At 60.1% G+C, this 15754-nt stretch carries 15 protein-coding genes; 3 read left to right on the top strand and 12 right to left on the bottom strand.

The features are described 5' to 3' along the window. Window positions 1–18: 18 nt before the first annotated feature. Window positions 19–426, bottom strand: a complete 408-nt coding sequence (locus tag ACO07T_RS06655) for a group III truncated hemoglobin (RefSeq protein WP_422048750.1) — start codon at window positions 424–426, stop codon at window positions 19–21. Window positions 427–733: 307 nt separating this feature from the next. Here ACO07T_RS06655 and ACO07T_RS06650 point away from each other — a divergent pair, with 307 nt between their 5' ends. The 3 genes from ACO07T_RS06650 to ACO07T_RS06640 all read left to right on the top strand — a co-directional run bounded on the left by ACO07T_RS06650 (window position 734) and on the right by ACO07T_RS06640 (window position 4974). Beyond that, window positions 734–931, top strand: coding sequence for a hypothetical protein (locus ACO07T_RS06650; protein ID WP_422048749.1), 198 nt, complete (start codon window positions 734–736; stop codon window positions 929–931). 404 nt (window positions 932–1335) lie between these two features. After that, window positions 1336–4257 carry an isoleucine--tRNA ligase gene (ileS, locus tag ACO07T_RS06645; protein ID WP_422048748.1) on the top strand — a complete coding sequence of 974 codons (2922 nt, stop codon included), beginning with the start codon at window positions 1336–1338 and terminating at the stop codon, window positions 4255–4257. A gap of 264 nt (window positions 4258–4521) precedes the next feature. Beyond that, window positions 4522–4974: a methylated-DNA--[protein]-cysteine S-methyltransferase gene (locus ACO07T_RS06640; RefSeq protein ID WP_422048747.1), complete on the top strand. Its 453-nt coding sequence runs from the start codon at window positions 4522–4524 to the stop codon at window positions 4972–4974. A gap of 197 nt (window positions 4975–5171) precedes the next feature. Here the strand turns inward: ACO07T_RS06640 and ACO07T_RS06635 are convergent, their stop codons facing one another. The 11 genes from ACO07T_RS06635 to yidD form a co-directional block, all read right to left on the bottom strand. Next, complete coding sequence (locus tag ACO07T_RS06635; protein WP_209064457.1) at window positions 5172–5867, bottom strand: CDP-alcohol phosphatidyltransferase family protein; 696 nt, start codon at window positions 5865–5867, stop codon at window positions 5172–5174. 119 nt (window positions 5868–5986) lie between these two features. Continuing rightward, complete coding sequence (locus tag ACO07T_RS06630) at window positions 5987–6811, bottom strand: NAD(P)-dependent oxidoreductase (RefSeq protein ID WP_422048746.1); 825 nt, start codon at window positions 6809–6811, stop codon at window positions 5987–5989. 44 nt (window positions 6812–6855) lie between these two features. Next, complete coding sequence (locus tag ACO07T_RS06625; RefSeq protein WP_422048745.1) at window positions 6856–8256, bottom strand: PepSY-associated TM helix domain-containing protein; 1401 nt, start codon at window positions 8254–8256, stop codon at window positions 6856–6858. A 72-nt stretch (window positions 8257–8328) separates the two neighbouring features. Further along, window positions 8329–8682, bottom strand: a complete 354-nt coding sequence (locus tag ACO07T_RS06620) for a DUF2946 domain-containing protein (protein ID WP_422048744.1) — start codon at window positions 8680–8682, stop codon at window positions 8329–8331. A gap of 13 nt (window positions 8683–8695) precedes the next feature. Continuing rightward, window positions 8696–9349 carry a ribosome biogenesis GTP-binding protein YihA/YsxC gene (gene yihA / locus ACO07T_RS06615; RefSeq protein WP_209064463.1) on the bottom strand — a complete coding sequence of 218 codons (654 nt, stop codon included), beginning with the start codon at window positions 9347–9349 and terminating at the stop codon, window positions 8696–8698. Then, the gene (locus tag ACO07T_RS06610) at window positions 9349–10092 is read right to left on the bottom strand and encodes an MOSC domain-containing protein (protein ID WP_422048743.1); all 744 of its coding nucleotides are present in this window, start codon (window positions 10090–10092) and stop codon (window positions 9349–9351) included. Before ACO07T_RS06610 ends, yihA begins: the two co-directional genes overlap by 1 nt. Beyond that, window positions 10092–11918 (bottom strand): membrane protein insertase YidC, encoded by a 1827-nt coding sequence (gene yidC / locus ACO07T_RS06605; protein WP_209087510.1) that lies wholly within the window; start codon window positions 11916–11918, stop codon window positions 10092–10094. The genes ACO07T_RS06610 and yidC overlap by 1 nt, the downstream gene beginning before the upstream one ends. Before the next feature lie 144 nt (window positions 11919–12062). Beyond that, entirely contained in the window at window positions 12063–13616 is a 1554-nt protein-coding gene (locus ACO07T_RS06600; protein WP_422048742.1) for a putative bifunctional diguanylate cyclase/phosphodiesterase, read from the bottom strand. 61 nt (window positions 13617–13677) lie between these two features. Continuing rightward, a complete protein-coding gene (ttcA, locus tag ACO07T_RS06595) occupies window positions 13678–14547 on the bottom strand; it encodes a tRNA 2-thiocytidine(32) synthetase TtcA (protein ID WP_209064470.1) in 870 nt (289 codons plus the stop codon). A gap of 286 nt (window positions 14548–14833) precedes the next feature. Continuing rightward, the gene (locus ACO07T_RS06590; RefSeq protein ID WP_422048741.1) at window positions 14834–15337 is read right to left on the bottom strand and encodes a hypothetical protein; all 504 of its coding nucleotides are present in this window, start codon (window positions 15335–15337) and stop codon (window positions 14834–14836) included. A gap of 100 nt (window positions 15338–15437) precedes the next feature. Then, the gene (gene yidD, locus ACO07T_RS06585) at window positions 15438–15695 is read right to left on the bottom strand and encodes a membrane protein insertion efficiency factor YidD (protein ID WP_422048944.1); all 258 of its coding nucleotides are present in this window, start codon (window positions 15693–15695) and stop codon (window positions 15438–15440) included. Between the last annotated feature and the right edge of the window lie 59 nt (window positions 15696–15754).

Raw genomic sequence — 15754 nt, 5'->3', positions numbered from 1 at the left:
CCTGCTTAAGCAGAGGGATCAGCGCAGGATTGGGACGCCGCCGGGGCCTTTGATCTGTTCCACCACACCGGCACGCAGGGAGCGGCCGATTTTATGCGCCAGAGCAGACCAGGCGGCGGCTTGGTCCTCGGTCAGTTCACGTTCGAGCGTCATCTCAAAAAGCGCAAGCCAGGCGTCAAACATGCCGGGGCGCACATTGCCCGCCTCGCGGTGGACCTTCAGCGGATTGCCATCATAGCTGCGCTCATAAAGGATCGCATTGGCCCAGAAGTCGGCCACCTTGGCCTCATGGGCGGGCCAATCCTCCACATGCACGGCAAAGACCGGCCCGAGACCCGGGTGCTGGCGCACCATTTCATAAAACGCGGCCACCACGCGGGAGATCTCTTCGCGTGTCACGTCAAATTTTGGAGGCAATGTGGCCATGTCTCGGTGTCCTTTTGGACGTGCCTACAGAGGTGCTGCCGCGCACACAAGCGCGCAGGGCGCTTTGCGGGTGTGACATATGTGTTTTACTTGGGTTTGGGAAGTGAAACACTCGGGTTTGGTTGTTGAGCAAATCTGTCAAGTAACTGAAAATAAACAAAAATAATCTTGAGGTTGCGGATTTTTACGGATACCACTGGAGCACGAATTGATGCGGGGCTCGTGGTGAGTCTCGATAGCCAGCAGAACAACCACAGCCAGCCCGTCGCCAGCCAGTTTGGGTTCTGAAAAGCAAAAGGAAAGACCGATGACTGATAAAGCTTGCAACGTATGTGCGTTCTTTGACGGGGCTGCTGCTTCTGAAGCTGCGAAAGCCGATGCCGCGGGTCTGTGCCGCTTCAACGCGCCGACCTTCCTCACCGAAGAGGAAATGAAAGGCGCGGCGCAATGGCCGGTTGTGAAAAGCAACGACTGGTGCGGCAGCTTTGAAGGTCAGGCGGCCTAAGTCGTCGGCCTTGTGTCTGACGGTTTTCTGATCAGACCAGCGCGCCAGATGAGGCTCTTTTAGGTCCCTTCAGGTCACGCCACGTAGCCAGCTTTTGCCAGCCACGCCGCCAGACCACCCCGGACCCAGCCTGATCAAGCCAGCCCGTTTGGCAGCATGTGAGGGAGTTGCGATTGGCGCAGCTCCCTTTCTTATATGGTCTTGGGCGCTCTGCGGGGGCGATCATTGCTTTACCCCATGGGCTGAGCCGCCTATAAGGCGCTCATGACGCAGATATTCGCAATTATTATTCGAATTATCAGCCCGGCGCTCTGATCCAAGAACGAGCCGCCGGGACAAGGCGTATGGACTGCCGCGCCGCTCTACATCCTTCCAAATAAGACCGCCTGAAAAGGACCGGACACATGTGTGCCGATACCGTCAAAGAGACCCCAGAGTACAAAGATACGCTGAACCTTCCGAAAACCGATTTCCCGATGCGCGCGGGGCTGCCCAAGCGTGAGCCTGCGTGGCTGGAGCGTTGGGAAAAGCTGGGTGTGTATGACCGCCTGCGCGAGAAAGAGGGCCGCACGCCCTTCACGCTGCATGATGGCCCGCCCTATGCGAATGGCCATTTGCACATCGGTCACGCGCTGAACAAAACCATCAAGGATATGATCGTGCGCTCCCATCAGATGATGGGCCATGATGCGCGTTATGTGCCGGGTTGGGATTGCCACGGTCTGCCGATCGAGTGGAAGATCGAGGAGCAGTATCGCAAGAAGGGCAAAGACAAAGACGCGGTGGACATTGTCGAGTTCCGTCAGGAATGCCGCAAGTTTGCCGAGGGCTGGATCGACATCCAACGCGAGGAGTTCAAGCGTCTGGGCATCACCGGCAACTGGCCAAACCCTTACATCACCATGGATTATCATGCCGAGGCGGTGATTGCCGATGAGTTCATGAAGTTCCTCATGAACGGCACGCTCTATCAGGGCTCCAAGCCTGTGATGTGGTCTCCGGTGGAGAAAACCGCGCTGGCGGAAGCGGAAGTTGAGTATCACGACAAGGAAAGCTTCACGATCTGGGTGAAGTTTAAAGTGGCTGAGCCGGCCGATCACAAGCTGGCGGGCGCTTATGTGGTGATCTGGACCACCACGCCTTGGACGATCCCGTCCAACAAGGCGGTCGTGTTTGGCAAAGACATTGCCTATGGCCTCTATGAAGTGACCGGCACGCCGGAAGAAAGCTGGGCCAAGGTTGGTGACAAATTTGTGCTGGCCGACAATCTGGCCGGTGACGTGATGACCCGTGCGCGTCTGGATGCCGATATGTGGAAACGCGTCGGTGACGTGCCGGTGAGCGATCTGGAAGGTGTGGGGCTTGCCCACCCGCTGCATGGTGCGGACGGCGCGAACGGCGAATGGGATGACATGCGTGATTTCCGTGCCGCGGAGTTTGTGACCGACACCGAGGGCACCGGCTTTGTGCATTGTGCGCCAAGCCACGGTATGGAGGAATTTGAGCTCTACCGTGATCTGGGCATGTTGGAGAGCGTTCTGACCTATAACGTCATGGATGATGGCGGGTTCCGTGCGGATCTGCCGTTCTTTGGTGGCAAATACATCCTGAACCGCAAGGGCGGTGAGGGCGATGCCAACAAGACCATCATCGACAAGCTGGTGGAAGTGGGCGGCCTGCTGGCGCGTGGCAAGATCAAGCACAGCTATCCGCACAGCTGGCGCTCAAAAGCGCCGATCATCTATCGCAACACGCCGCAGTGGTTTGCGAGCGTGGATCGCAAGCTGGATGATGGCAAAGGCGAGATGGGCGACAGCATCCGCGAACGCGCGCTGCGCTCCATCGATGAGCTGGTGAAATGGACCCCGCAGAAGGGCCGTAACCGTCTTTATTCCATGATCCAGGACCGTCCGGATTGGGTTCTTTCGCGTCAGCGCGCCTGGGGTGTGCCGCTCACCTGCTTTGTGAAGAAAGGTGCGCTGCCCACTGATGAGGGCTTCCTGCTGCGCGATCCTGAGGTGAATGCCCGCATCAAGGCGGCCTTTGAGGAAGAGGGCGCGGATTGCTGGTATGTGGAAGGCGCGAAAGAGCGCTTCCTTGGTGAAGGCTACAACGCGGATGAGTGGGAGCAGGTGTTTGACGTGCTCGACGTGTGGTTTGACTCAGGCTCCACCCACGCATTTGTGCTGCGCGACCGTGAGGACGGCACCGAAGACGGCATCGCCGACGTTTACATGGAAGGCACCGACCAGCACCGTGGCTGGTTCCACAGCTCGCTGTTGCAGGCGTCGGCCACGTTGGGCCGCGCACCGTACCGCAATGTGGTGACCCATGGCTTTACGCTGGATGCCAAGGGCAACAAGATGTCCAAATCTCTGGGCAACACCATTGTGCCTGAGAAGGTTGTGCAGCAGTACGGCGCGGATATCCTGCGCCTGTGGGTGGCACAGACCGACTACACCGCAGATCAGCGTATCGGGGATGAAATCCTGAAAGGTGTGGCGGACAGCTATCGCCGCCTTCGCAACACCATGCGCTTTATGCTGGGCTCACTGAGCGGGTTCACCGAGGCGGATCGTGTGGATGTGGCGGATATGCCGGAGCTGGAGCGCTGGGTGCTGCATCGTCTGGCGGAGCTCGATCATCAGGTGCGCAAGGGCTATGCGGAATTCAACTTCCAAGGGGTTGTCTCTGCGGTCTTCAACTTTGCCACTGTGGAGCTGTCGGCCTTCTACTTCGATATCCGCAAGGATGCGCTTTATTGCGACGGCGACACGCTGAACCGCCGCGCGGCGCGCACAGTTCTCGATATCCTGTTCCACCGCCTGACCACATGGCTCGCGCCAGTGCTGGTGTTCACCATGGAAGAGGTCTGGCTGGAGCGCTTCCCAGGCGACGACAGCTCTGTGCATCTGATCGACTTCCCGGAAACGCCTGCGGATTGGCTCAATGAGCCGCTGGCCGCGAAATGGGCCAAGGTGCGTGAAGTGCGCCGTGTTGTCACTGCGGCGCTTGAGGTGCAGCGGACCGACAAGGTGATCGGTGCCTCGCTTGAGGCGGCGCCGGTGGTGCATGTGCGTGATGCTGAGGTGGTTGAGGCGCTTAAGACGGTGAACTTTGCCGACGTCTGCATCACCTCCACCATCGACGTGAACAACGACCCGAGCCCGGCAGAGGCCTTCCGCCTGCCGGAAGTGGAGGGTGTTGGTGTGGTCTTTGAAAAGGCTGATGGCGAGAAATGTCAGCGCTGCTGGAAGATCCTGCCTGACGTTGGCAAGCATAGCCATGACGGTGTCTGTGGCCGTTGTAACGACGCGCTGGGCTGAGGCTTTTGCCAAAGAGATTGAGGAGGGCGTCCGGTTCGGGCGCCCTTTTTTTGACCTTGGCCCGGAACAAGGCCGCAGGCCGCCGGGCCCGCGCACGACCGCCCGCAAGGGCGTGCGCTTTGGCGAGGCGGGCTGCATGCTGGGCGTTCGGATGTGCTTGGCTGGGATAAAGCGCGCGCTTGCGAAAGTTTGAGCGCACACCCGCGGTCCTGCGCTGACCCCCACGGCCTTGATTCCGGGCGGGGGAGGCGGCATCGTGGCGCCATGTTGCAAACCACTGTTGAAACCCCGACTGGCCCTATGACCTTGACCGAAGAGGACGGGGCCATCACCCGTGCCGAATGGGGGCAGGGGGGCGCGGACGACACGCCCTTGCTGCGGGAGGCAGCGGCGCAGTTGGTGGCTTATTTTGCTGATCCCGCGCGGGGATTTGATCTGCCCTTGCGGGTGGAAGCGTCGGAGTTTCAGCAGAAAGTCTGCGACGCCATGCTGGCGATCCCATTGGGAGAGACCCGCACCTATGGCGATCTGGCCAAAGAGATTGGTGTGCCGGCGCAGGCGATCGGTCAGGGCTGTGGCGGCAATCCGATACCGGTGATCATCCCCTGCCACCGCGTGCTGGGCGCGAATGGGCTTGGCGGGTTTTCAGGGCGCGGCGGTGTGGAGACCAAGGTCTGGCTGCTCAAACATGAGCGCGCGGGTGGGCTGTTGATTTGAAGCATCGTCCCCAAAATCTGAAACGCATGGCCTTCACCACCGTGCAGGAGGCGAAGCCGACCAGCCCCCGACCCTCCCCCAAGGGAGGGGGCTTCACCCCCACCCAGGGTCGGGGGCCGGTCTATGTGACCTGATACGGTTGTTGCAGATTTGTTGGGCGATGATCTAGAGCGGCTGTTACGCTGCGCAGAGGCCGCTCAGAGGCGTTCGCGGTAGAGGATTTGCTGTGCAGCGCCTGCGCCGAGAAGATAGACCGAGGTGGCCACAAGGCCCCAATGGGCCCAGCTTTCGGGGTGGAAATCGACCCATGCGGCCCAGCCTGCAAAGAAGGTCCATGCAAGCGCGGTGGGCAGAGACAGCCAGCGCCAGCGCTCGGTGCGCACCGGGTGGATGAACTTGATCGGCAGGAACATCGCCACCGCCAGAACGGTCACAAGCGCGAGGCTGACCCAGAAATTCGGCTCCACCGCGAAGATCACAATCACCAGCATGTTCCAGCATCCGGGGAAGCCCGAGAAGGAATTGTCTTTGGTTTTCATGCGGGTGTCGGCGAAATAGAGCGCCGAGGTGAAGGTGATCACGATGATTGCAAACCAGCCGGTCCAGCCGTCCATCAGCCCTGATTTAAAGAGCGCGAAGGCGGGGATGAACACATAGGTCAGATAGTCGATGATCAGATCGAGCAGCACGCCGTCAAACTCCGCCGCGTTTTTCTTCACGTCGTAGTGGCGCGCGAGCGGGCCGTCGATGCCGTCCACGATGAAGGCCACCACAAGCCAGAGGAACATGAGGCTCCATTTGCTATCAACTGCGGCGAGCATCGCCAGCATGGCGAAAACCGCCCCGGTAGCAGTGAAGAGATGAACGGAGAGCGCGCGTGCATGAAGTGTCATGTCGTTGTCATGCAGCAAAATGGGGCGTTTGGCAACGGTTGAGCGCGCCTCTTGCAAGGCACTTTTTAGAGAGATGCCTTTGTGATGGGCGCGGGTTTGTGAAAGCTTGGCGCGCGGGCTTAGGCGCGCGGTTTGAGCGCGCGGATCTGGGCTTTGATGAGATCAGGCAAAGCGGTGTCGGCCCCCTCGGGCGCGGCGTCAAGTGCTGAGGCCACGTCTTTGGTGAGGATGCCGATTGTGTTGTCCGCTTCCCAGCCGTCGCGGGCAAATTCGATCTCCTCAAATCCTGAGGCGAGCCAGTTTTGCCCCGATGAGGTGTGGATGAGGTCCAGCAGCGCGCGCTCTTCCAGACCGCTCTGATCGGCCCAATCGAGCACAAGGCGGGTCATGGCGGTGTTGGAGGCGGCGAGCAGATTGTTGAGCACTTTGGCCTGCATGCCTGCGCCAAAGCCTCCCATGTGGTGAAAATGCGCACCCATGGCCTCAAACAAAGGCTGATGTTTGGCGATGTCCTGCGGCGCGCCGCCAAGCATGAAGGACAGCCGGGCCTCTTCGGCGGCAACGGCAGCGCCGGACATGGGGGCGTCGATCAGGGTGATCTGCGGTGGGATCCGGTCGCGCAGCGCGCGGACGTAACGCGGCGACAGGGTGGAGGAGATGATGACGGTGGAGAGATGGGGCGCAGTTGCGATCAGGTTTTGCGCGCCAAAGAGCACATCGTCGGTCTGGGTAATGTCGCGCACCACGGTGATCAGCGTGGTGAGACGGGCTGCAAAATCGGGGAGGGGCGGAATATGCGGTGCAAGCGCGCCGAAGTCGGAGGACGGGCGCACATCAAAGCCTTTGGCGTCAAAACCTGCGGTACGGAGCGCGGCGAGCATCGGAGCGCCCATACGGCCACAGCCTGCGATGCCGACGCCGGTGGCGAAATGTGGATTGGTCAAGTTGTGGCCCCCGCCTGCGTGATGCCGGCGGGGGCTCACGTGATTTAAGAGAACGCGCGTTTGAGCGCTGGTACGTTTGAGAGCACTATAACGTCAAAGGCGAGCACGGCCAGCAGGGTGAGGCCCACAAGCGGGAAGGCGATGGAGACCACGGCGGCGATCAGGAGCGCGCCTTTCCAGAGCGGCATTTCACGCGGTGCTGGCGGGGCGGCGAGACGCAGGGCTTTGCCCGGGCGGCGTTTCACCCACATGACCACACCTGAGACACAGAGGAAGATCACCGCAAGGCAGAAGACCGTGTTCAGGATCAGGTTCCAAAGCCCCATGAGGCCCATATGGAAAGGGATGCTGACCGCCATGGATTTGCCCGCGACGGAATAGTCGGCAAAGCGCACCTCAGCGAGGATTTTGCCGGTGTATTGGTCCACATGCACGGTCACATCGCCCATCGGGTCGGTGCTGTCGCTGCTCATGCTGTCACGGTTGATGGTCCAGACGCCTGTTTCATCCCCCGGGTAAGCGACGCGGAAGCGGCCCTCCAGACCCAGCGCGCGACCCAGAGCCACGAGGCTGTTGATGTCGATTGCTGCGCCTTCGGGGGTGCCGGTGACGCCCACATCGGAGCCAGAGGCGGGCATTGGCGTTTGCTCCAGCGCCCAAGGCACGTCGTTCTGGTTGCCGTGGCCCATGGCGGCGTGGGTGCTGTCGGACAAAGGCACGTTGTTCCATTTCTCAGCCGGGAAGGTGGACCAGGCCTGAACAAATTTGCCGCCCCAGATGCCGGCCCATGCCAGACCGGAGATCAGGAAGATCACCATGAGGGCCGAGATCCAGAAGCCGACAACCGCGTGCAGGCTTTTCCAAAGCGCGCGGCCACGGGCGGCGAGGTTTGGCACCAGAACGGAGACGGAATTGCCACGGGGCCACCAGATGTAAAGCCCGGTGAGCACCAGAACGAGGCCGAGGCCTGCGGCGATCTCAATCAGGCGATCACCTGTGTCGCCCAGCAGGAGCGAACCGTGCACGTTGTCGGCAAAGTCATACCAGCCGGTGCGGCGGTCCCAGCTTTCCAGAACGGTGCCGGTGTAGGGATCAACAGCAACGAGCTGTTGGTTGGTCTCTGTTTTGACGCGGAAGACTGCCGCGAGGCTGTCGCTTTTGGGGCCAATGTATTCCACCACGGTGCCGGGGACGGCGTTGATGGCGGCCTCTGCCTGTTCTGAGATCGAGAGGGCGGAGGCTTGGGGCGTGACGGCGATTTTCTCCCCGTCGCGCCCGTCAAACTGGGTGATGAACATCATCATCATTCCGGTGATGGCAAGCATCATCAGGAAGGGGATCACATAGAGGCCGGCATAAAAATGCCAGCGCCATGCGGCGAAATAGAGTTTCTGAGACAGAGTGTTGGGGGCGGCTTCGCCGCTGAATTGGCTGTTCTGAGCCATGAAGATATCTCCTGACAGACCGCAGCCCGGGCAATCGGGGCGGTTTGGATAAAGCTAGGTTTTGAAGGGGTGTCAGGAGAGGGAAGGGGGGCCGCGCGCGTCATAGCGGCGGTGCAAGCCAGCGCTTTCGTGGGTGAAGCCCTGATGTTGCCAGAGCGCGGTGAGCGTGCCCTCCAGCAGCAAAGGGTGCGGGCCGTCCGCCACAATGGCGACGTCAGGCACAGCGGAGAAAGCGCAGGGGCTGCGCTCTTCGCCGGTGCGTTCGTGCAATGGCACAGGCTCGCCGTTTTCATCGACGAGCATCTCCACCATTTCATCTGCGGTACAGAGCACGAGCAGGATGTGGCCGTCGTCCATCACCTTTGGCATCCACCCTTTGGGGATGACAGCTGTCAGGCCGATGGCCAACAGCAGGATGAGGGGCAACAGCCGGTGCAATTTATGCGAGCCCTGCGATGATGGCACGCAGGGTGCCGATGCCGTCGCCCTTTTCAGAGCTGGTCAGCACCATCTCCGGATAGGCGGCCGGGTGTTTGGCGAGTTTCTCGCGCACCTGTTTGAAGATCTTTTCGCGGTCTTTCTCTTTCACCTTGTCAGCTTTGGTCATCACCACCTGAAAGGTCACGGCGGAGCTATCGAGAAGAGACATGATCTCTTCGTCCACGTCTTTCACACCATGGCGGCTGTCGATCAGCACAAAGGCGCGGCGCAGATTGGCACGGCCGGAGAGATATTGCTTGAGCAGGCGCTGCCATTTCTCCACCACCGGCAGGGGCGCGTTGGCATAGCCATAGCCCGGAAGGTCCACGAGATAGTGGCTGTCGGTCAGGGTGAAGAAGTTGATTTCCTGCGTGCGGCCCGGTGTGTTGGAGGCGCGGGCCAGACGGGTGCGCCCGGTCAGCGCGTTGATCAGGCTGGATTTGCCAACGTTGGAGCGGCCCGCAAAGCAGACCTCCACACGGTCACCGGCTGGCAGGCCATCCATGGCCACCACACCTTTGAGAAAGTCGGAGTTGGCACCATTGAAGAGCTTGCGGCCGCGCTCCAGCGCGATCGGCTCCGGGTCTTCGACAAATGGGAAGGGCAGTTGCATCAGAGAAGCTCCGCTGTGTCGCCGACGGAAATGTCGCCGGTTTTGGTTACGACACCGTAAACGCCGAAGTCCTGATGGCCATAGGCCCCCTTCAGTGCGCCCAGCGTATCGGCATCGCGCACGCCGGTATCGGGGTTGGATGTGGTGGCAAGACAGCGGGTGATGCGCTCGCGCACTTCGATTTCGGCGGTGCCAATGCGCAGGGTCTTTCCGATCCAGTCAAACTCGGAAAACGCTTCAAACCCGTCCAGCCAGATATTGCCGCGCCAGCGCTCTGTGGAGAGCGGTTGGCCAAGCAGTTCCTCGACCGCGCGGTGGCTGGCGGTGGCGTGGATCGCGATGGAGGGGAAGTTGCTGTCGGTCATGCCAACCTCGCCTGCGGGCACCAGTTTGGCACTGGCGGCGCGGTCTTTGGGCATGATCGGGCGGACCCAATCGATCAGCTTGTCGCCCTGGGTGGCGGGATCGATGGTGAGTTCCCACAGGTCAGGGTGGTTCAGGGTGATTTTGCCGCTGTCCTCATCCACCTTGGCGGTGATGGCCATCAGGGCAGGGGCCCCGGCGGCACGGGAGAAATTACGGCAGGAGGCCCATTCGCCACCTTCGGTCTTGGCGGCCTCATGGGCCACGGCCCAGCGGCGATCCCAGGGGAAGGTCTGGCCTTCGACCAAAGAAATGTGACCCACGGACTCGCGTCCGTGGGCCTTGATTGGGTGTCTCCAAAGTGCGGCAACTGTGCCCATCACTTGGCGTCCTCTTTTGGTTTTTTCTTAAAGCTGGCTTTGATGTTGCCAAATACGTCCGGTTTGTAGCCGTGCTGACGCATGATGGCGTACTGCTGCACGAAGGTGATCACGTTGTTGGTGATCCAGTAGACCACGAGGCCGGAGGCAAAGCTGCCGAGCATGAACATGAAGACCCATGGCATCCAGGCAAAGATCATTTGCTGGGTCGGATCGGTGGGCGCCGGGTTCAGCTTTTGCTGCAGCCACATGGAGATACCCAGCAGGATTGGCAGGATGCCGAGGCTGAAGATCTCAAAGAAGCCCAGTTCAGGGATGCCGAAGGGCAGCAGGCCGAACAGGTTGAAGATCGAGCTTGGATCCGGCGCGGACAGGTCGGTGATCCAGCCAAGCCATGGGGCGTGGCGCAGCTCCAGCGTCACGAAGATCACTTTGTAGAGCGAGAAGAAGATCGGGATCTGGATCAGGATCGGCAGACAGCCGGCCGCTGGGTTGACCTTTTCTTTCTTGTAAAGCTCCATCATGGATTGCTGCATTTTCTGACGGTCGTCACCGGCCGCTTCTTTCAGCTTTTCCATCTGTGGCTGGAGTTCTTTCATCTTCGCCATGGAGGCATAAGATTTATAGGCCAGCGGGAAGACGATGATTTTCAGGATCACGGTCAGGCCGATGATTGCCCAGCCCATGTTGCCGATCTGAACGTTCAGCCAGTGCAGCAGAGCAAAGATTGGCTTGGTCAGGAAGGCAAACCAGCCCCAGTCGATGGATTCAACGAAGCCCTGAACACCACCCTCGTTCTGATAGGCGCGGATGGTGGCCCATTCCTTGGCACCAGCAAAGAGCTGGCTGGAGGTGGTGGCGGTCTCGCCCTCGGCCACGGTGAGCGTGCGCATCACGGCTTCGGTCTGGTAGATGTCGCGGTTTGCGTCATATTTGGCGACCGATTTGAAGCCTGTGCCCGGTGCCGGGATCAGGGTGGCCATCCAGTAGTGGTCGGTGAAGCCGGTCCAGCCATTAGCCTCCACCTGTGTCACCTCTGCCGGTGCGCCTTCGCGCTGGTCAAAGGTGAAATCGGTCATGTCGTCATAGTCGATTTCGGCCAGCTCGCCGTCCGCCATGGAGACCATGCCTTCGTGCAGGATGAAGAAGTTCTTCAGATCCTCTGGCTGACCGTAGCGGGCAAGCACGCCGTATGGTGCGAGGGACACGGAGCCTGCGCCGGTGTTCTCAACCGACTGGTCCACGGAGAACATGTAGTTGTCGTCCACGGAAATGGTGCGGCGGAAGGTCAGGCCTGCGCCGTTGTCCCAAGACAGGGTTACGGGTGCGTCTTCGCTCAGGATGTCGCCGCTCTCAACAGACCAGAGGGTGTTGGAACCGGGCACCTGATCAAGGTTCAGACCTGCGCCGGGGGCCCAGCCGTAGAGCGCGTAGTAGGCGTTTGGCTCACCGTTGGGAGACAGCAGGGTCACGATCTCGGAATCGGCGTCCTGGGTCACGCGGTAATCGTTGAGTTTCAGATCGTCGATGCGGCCGCCCAGCAGGGAGATCGAGCCGGTCACGCGGTCGGTTGCGATGTCCAGACGGGGCGCATCTGCAGCGGCCGTTGGCTCCGCACCTGTGGCAGCGGCAGACGCCGTGTCGGTGCCAGCGCTGCTCAGGGCAGGGGCCGTAGACGGCGTGGCGGCATCAGTGCTTTCTGCGGTGATCGCCGGGGCGTTGGGATCCTCCACCGCTTCTGGTGGGGGAAACAGGGTGAACCAGATCAGGATGACGCCAAAGCTGAGCGCCGTCGCGAGGATGAGGTTCTTGTTCTGATCGTCCATTGCCGCAAGCCATCTGTCGTTGAAACGTTGGGGAGGTTCAACAGAGGTGGGGGCCAAAGGTCAAGGGGATTCGACTGGAATCACAGGAAAGCCGTTGTGTCGTTGCTTGTCTGTGCGGGTGGCGCGCGGCTGTTGGCGCGCAGATCAGCTCGGTTTGTTGCCGATCTGGAGGGCCGGGCCGATCTTTTCCTGATGGGCGGCCATCCATTTCAGGGTCTCATGGAACGGCATTGGGCGGGCGATGCCGTAGCCCTGCACGTGAGAGCAGCCCAGCTGCGCCAGCATGGCGTGTTCCGCGGAGTTTTCCACGCCTTCGGCCAGGGTTTCGAGGCCCAGACGCTCTGCCATGGTGACAATCGCGGCAATCATGCGCTGCTGCTCCTGATCGCGGTCCACATTTGTGACAAAGGAGCGGTCGATCTTGATGCGCTTTACCGGCAGGCGGCGGATCGAGGAAATGGAGGCGTGGCCGGTGCCAAAGTCGTCCAGATCCACGGAGCAGCCAAGGGCGGAGATGGCTTCAAGGTTGCGCACCACCATATCGTCAGGCGCACCAGCCACCACGCTTTCCAGCACTTCGATGCCGAGACGCGCAGGCAACAGCTCCGTGCGGTCGAGTTCCCACTGGATACGCTCTACCAAAGTGGGACTGCGCAGTTCTTCGCCTGCAAAATTCACGCCTACGACCGGCACGCTGTAGCCCGCATCATCCCATGCGCGCAGGGCATCGAGGGATTGGCGCAGCATCAGGTCGGCAAGCTGGCTCATCTGGCCGGTCTGTTGCAGGACGTCGAGAAACTGGATGGGGGCAAGGATGCCGCGTTCGGGGTGTTCCCAGCGGGCCAGCGCCTCAAAACCGGTTACAAGGCCGGTGTCGGTGGAGACCTGCGGCTGGAACCACGCGCGGATTTGGTCGCGCTGCAGGGTGCGGGCCGCTTCGCTTTGGGTTTTGCGGCGGGAGATCACCTTGCGGCCCATATCCGTGGAATAGGCGCGGATGTTGGAGGCACCGGTGAGCTGTGCCTCGTTCATGGCCATTTCGGAGGCCTGAATGAGCGCTGTCGCGGTTGGGCGGCTCAGACGTGAGGACAGGCAGAAGCCCACGGACACGCTGACATAGATGGAGGCCATCTGCAGGGGCACCGGCTCTTCCAAAGCGGTCTGGAAACGGGTGGCCATCTGGATGCCGCTTTCGACATCAAAATAGGCCACAGGTGCCAGTGCGACAACAAAGGCCGCATCACCGGAGCGGGCCACCATATCGTCAGAGCGCAGGGCGCTTTTGAGACGGTTGGCGACATTGCGCAGCACGTCTTCGGCGGCCTGATCGCCGTGGTTTTCACGCAGACGGGCAAAATTGTCGATCTTGATGGAGAAGCAGGCGGTCACACGACCGTCGTGCTCCAGCGTCGCCATCTTGTCCTGCATCTTGAGCTCAAGGCCCGTGCTGGTCAGCAGGCCGGTCAGCCCGTCTGTTTCACTGCGGCCGCGGCGCTTGCTGCTTTCGGAGAACGGCGAAAAGGCCAGAAACGGCAGCGGCAGCAGGAAGGCGCAGATCAGCAGGCCGATCTCGCCAAAGATGAACCATGCCGCCAGAGTCGCCAAAGGCACGACAAGCGGAAGCGCTTGCCGGACATGAGACTCCTGAACCCAGAATGCACGAAGCGATTCCAAGAGCTGTCCCAGCTTTGACTGCATTTGACGTTTCCCGTGCGGCATAAAACTCGAACTACTCTTATCGATTCTCTTAAGTGATCCGTTAACGCAGCTTAGGAATGCTGTCGGAATTTTGTTCAAATTTTACCGGATCACGCATCAAACCGGCAAAATCGAAGAGGTTCGGATCCATCATGTGACTGGGCCGTACGTTGGTGAGGGCCTTGAACATCACCTGTCGGCGACCGGGGCTGTTGGCCTCCCATTGGTCCAAAATCTGTTTGACCTGCTGTCTTTGGAGCCCGTCTTGCGAGCCGCAGAGATCACACGGAATGATAGGGTAGTTCATCGCATTGGCAAATTTCTCGCAATCGGCTTCGGCCACATGGGCGAGGGGGCGGTAGACAAACAGATCCCCTTCTTCGTTAACCAATTTGGGGGGCATGGTCGCCAGTCGCCCGCCGTGGAAGAGGTTCATGAAAAATGTTTCCAGAATGTCGTCGCGGTGGTGCCCCAGAACCACGGCGCTGCAGCCTTCTTCGCGGGCAATGCGGTAGAGGTTGCCGCGGCGCAGACGTGAACACAGTGCACAATAGGTGCGACCGGCCGGAACCTTGTCTTTCACGATCGAATAAGTGTCCTGATATTCGATGCGGTGCGGAACCTTCATACGCTCCAGAAATTCGGGCAACACGGTTGCCGGAAAGCCCGGTTGGCCCTGATCCAGATTGCAGGCCAGAAGCTCGACCGGCAAGAGGCCGCGCCACTGCAATTCATGCAAAATAGCCAACAGGGTATAGGAATCCTTGCCGCCGGAGAGGCACACAAGCCAGCGCGCGCCGCGCTCAATCATACCGTATTGTTCGATTGCCTCACGGGTTTGGCGTACGATTCGTTTGCGCAACTTCTTGAAACTAGCGGAAGAAGGCGCGCCGTGAAAAAGCGGGTGAATATCATCGAGATCATCAAGCATGTGCGCCTTATGCGAAGTCCTGGGCAAAGGTCAATCTGTCCCCAAAGTTATCCACAGGAGAGTCATGCGGCGCAAGCTGAGATTCGCAGTCAAAGGCCCTGTTTTTTAAGGTGCGCCTCAAAGGTGCACAAAAGATCGGTTTTTTAGTGAGCTTTTGCGCGCCAGAGGTGTGAAAAAATAAAAATGGGACCGCTTAAGGGGCGATCCCATTCTTAACCATTCGGCTCGTTGTCTTACGCCTTTGGTGTCAGGCGTCTGGCACCGCTGCTTCTGCGTGCTGAGCGGCTCACTGAACTTGTTCCTGGTTGCATTTGCGCGCCAGATCGAGCGCCTTGGCGGTGCCGGTCAGATCAACGGTAAAGCTGTAGTGTTTTTCCGGAAAGACAATCATGGTCTGCTCGCGGCGGATGGCCTCGTAAACAGCGGGGTTGTCGGTCAGGACGTAGCCGCCGCTGTAGCCCTTAGTGATATTGCCGCGCATGCCGGTGGCTTCGCCAACATAGATTTCATCGCCAAGCAAAATGCCAACCGCTTCTTTGTCGCCGCGCTTGATGTCGGTTTCCGCGGTGGTGAAAACGCCGATGTAGCCGATGCCGCGATCTTTGGTCAGGCCCATTTGGATCACGTTGTCGAGCTGATCCTTGGTTTCAACAAGGCAGGATTTCTTTTCGGTGTCGATGTGGACGTTCCACCCCTCAATCGCGCCGTAGCCGATAAATTTATCCGCATAGCTGGTGGAAGCGGCGAGTGTGGCGACACATGAGGCCGCGAGAAGACGTGAAAAACGCATGGGAAAACTCCAAACAAATCAATGGGTGATGCCACAGCTCTAGGTAGATTGACTGCCCCTGTCCAGAGTGCCACGCGCGCGCGGCAGAAATCGGCGGGTTTCAGGACTTTGAGCAGCCGCAGTGTTTGTCGTCTTTGCCGTCCGGCACCGGATCATAGCCTGAGCTGCCGAGCGGATGGCAGCGCCCGATGCGGCGCAGGGTGAGCCAGCTGCCCTTGACCGCGCCGTGTTTTTCCAAGGCTTCCAGCGCATAGGCGGAACAGGTGGGCTGATAGCGGCAGTTAAACCCCACCCATGGGCTGAAAATCAGCCGGTAAGCTTTGACCGGAATGGCGAAAAGGCGGGCGAGGGGTGTCATGGCCGCAATGTAGGCTTTGGTGGTGAAAAGAAAAAGGGGGCGCAGCACAGCTGATCCCC

The organism is Shimia sp., assembly GCF_965227725.1.
Classification (GTDB): Bacteria; Pseudomonadota; Alphaproteobacteria; order Rhodobacterales; family Rhodobacteraceae; genus Shimia.
Note: the sequence above shows the minus strand (reverse complement) of the source record. Positions and strands in the feature narration are given on the sequence as shown.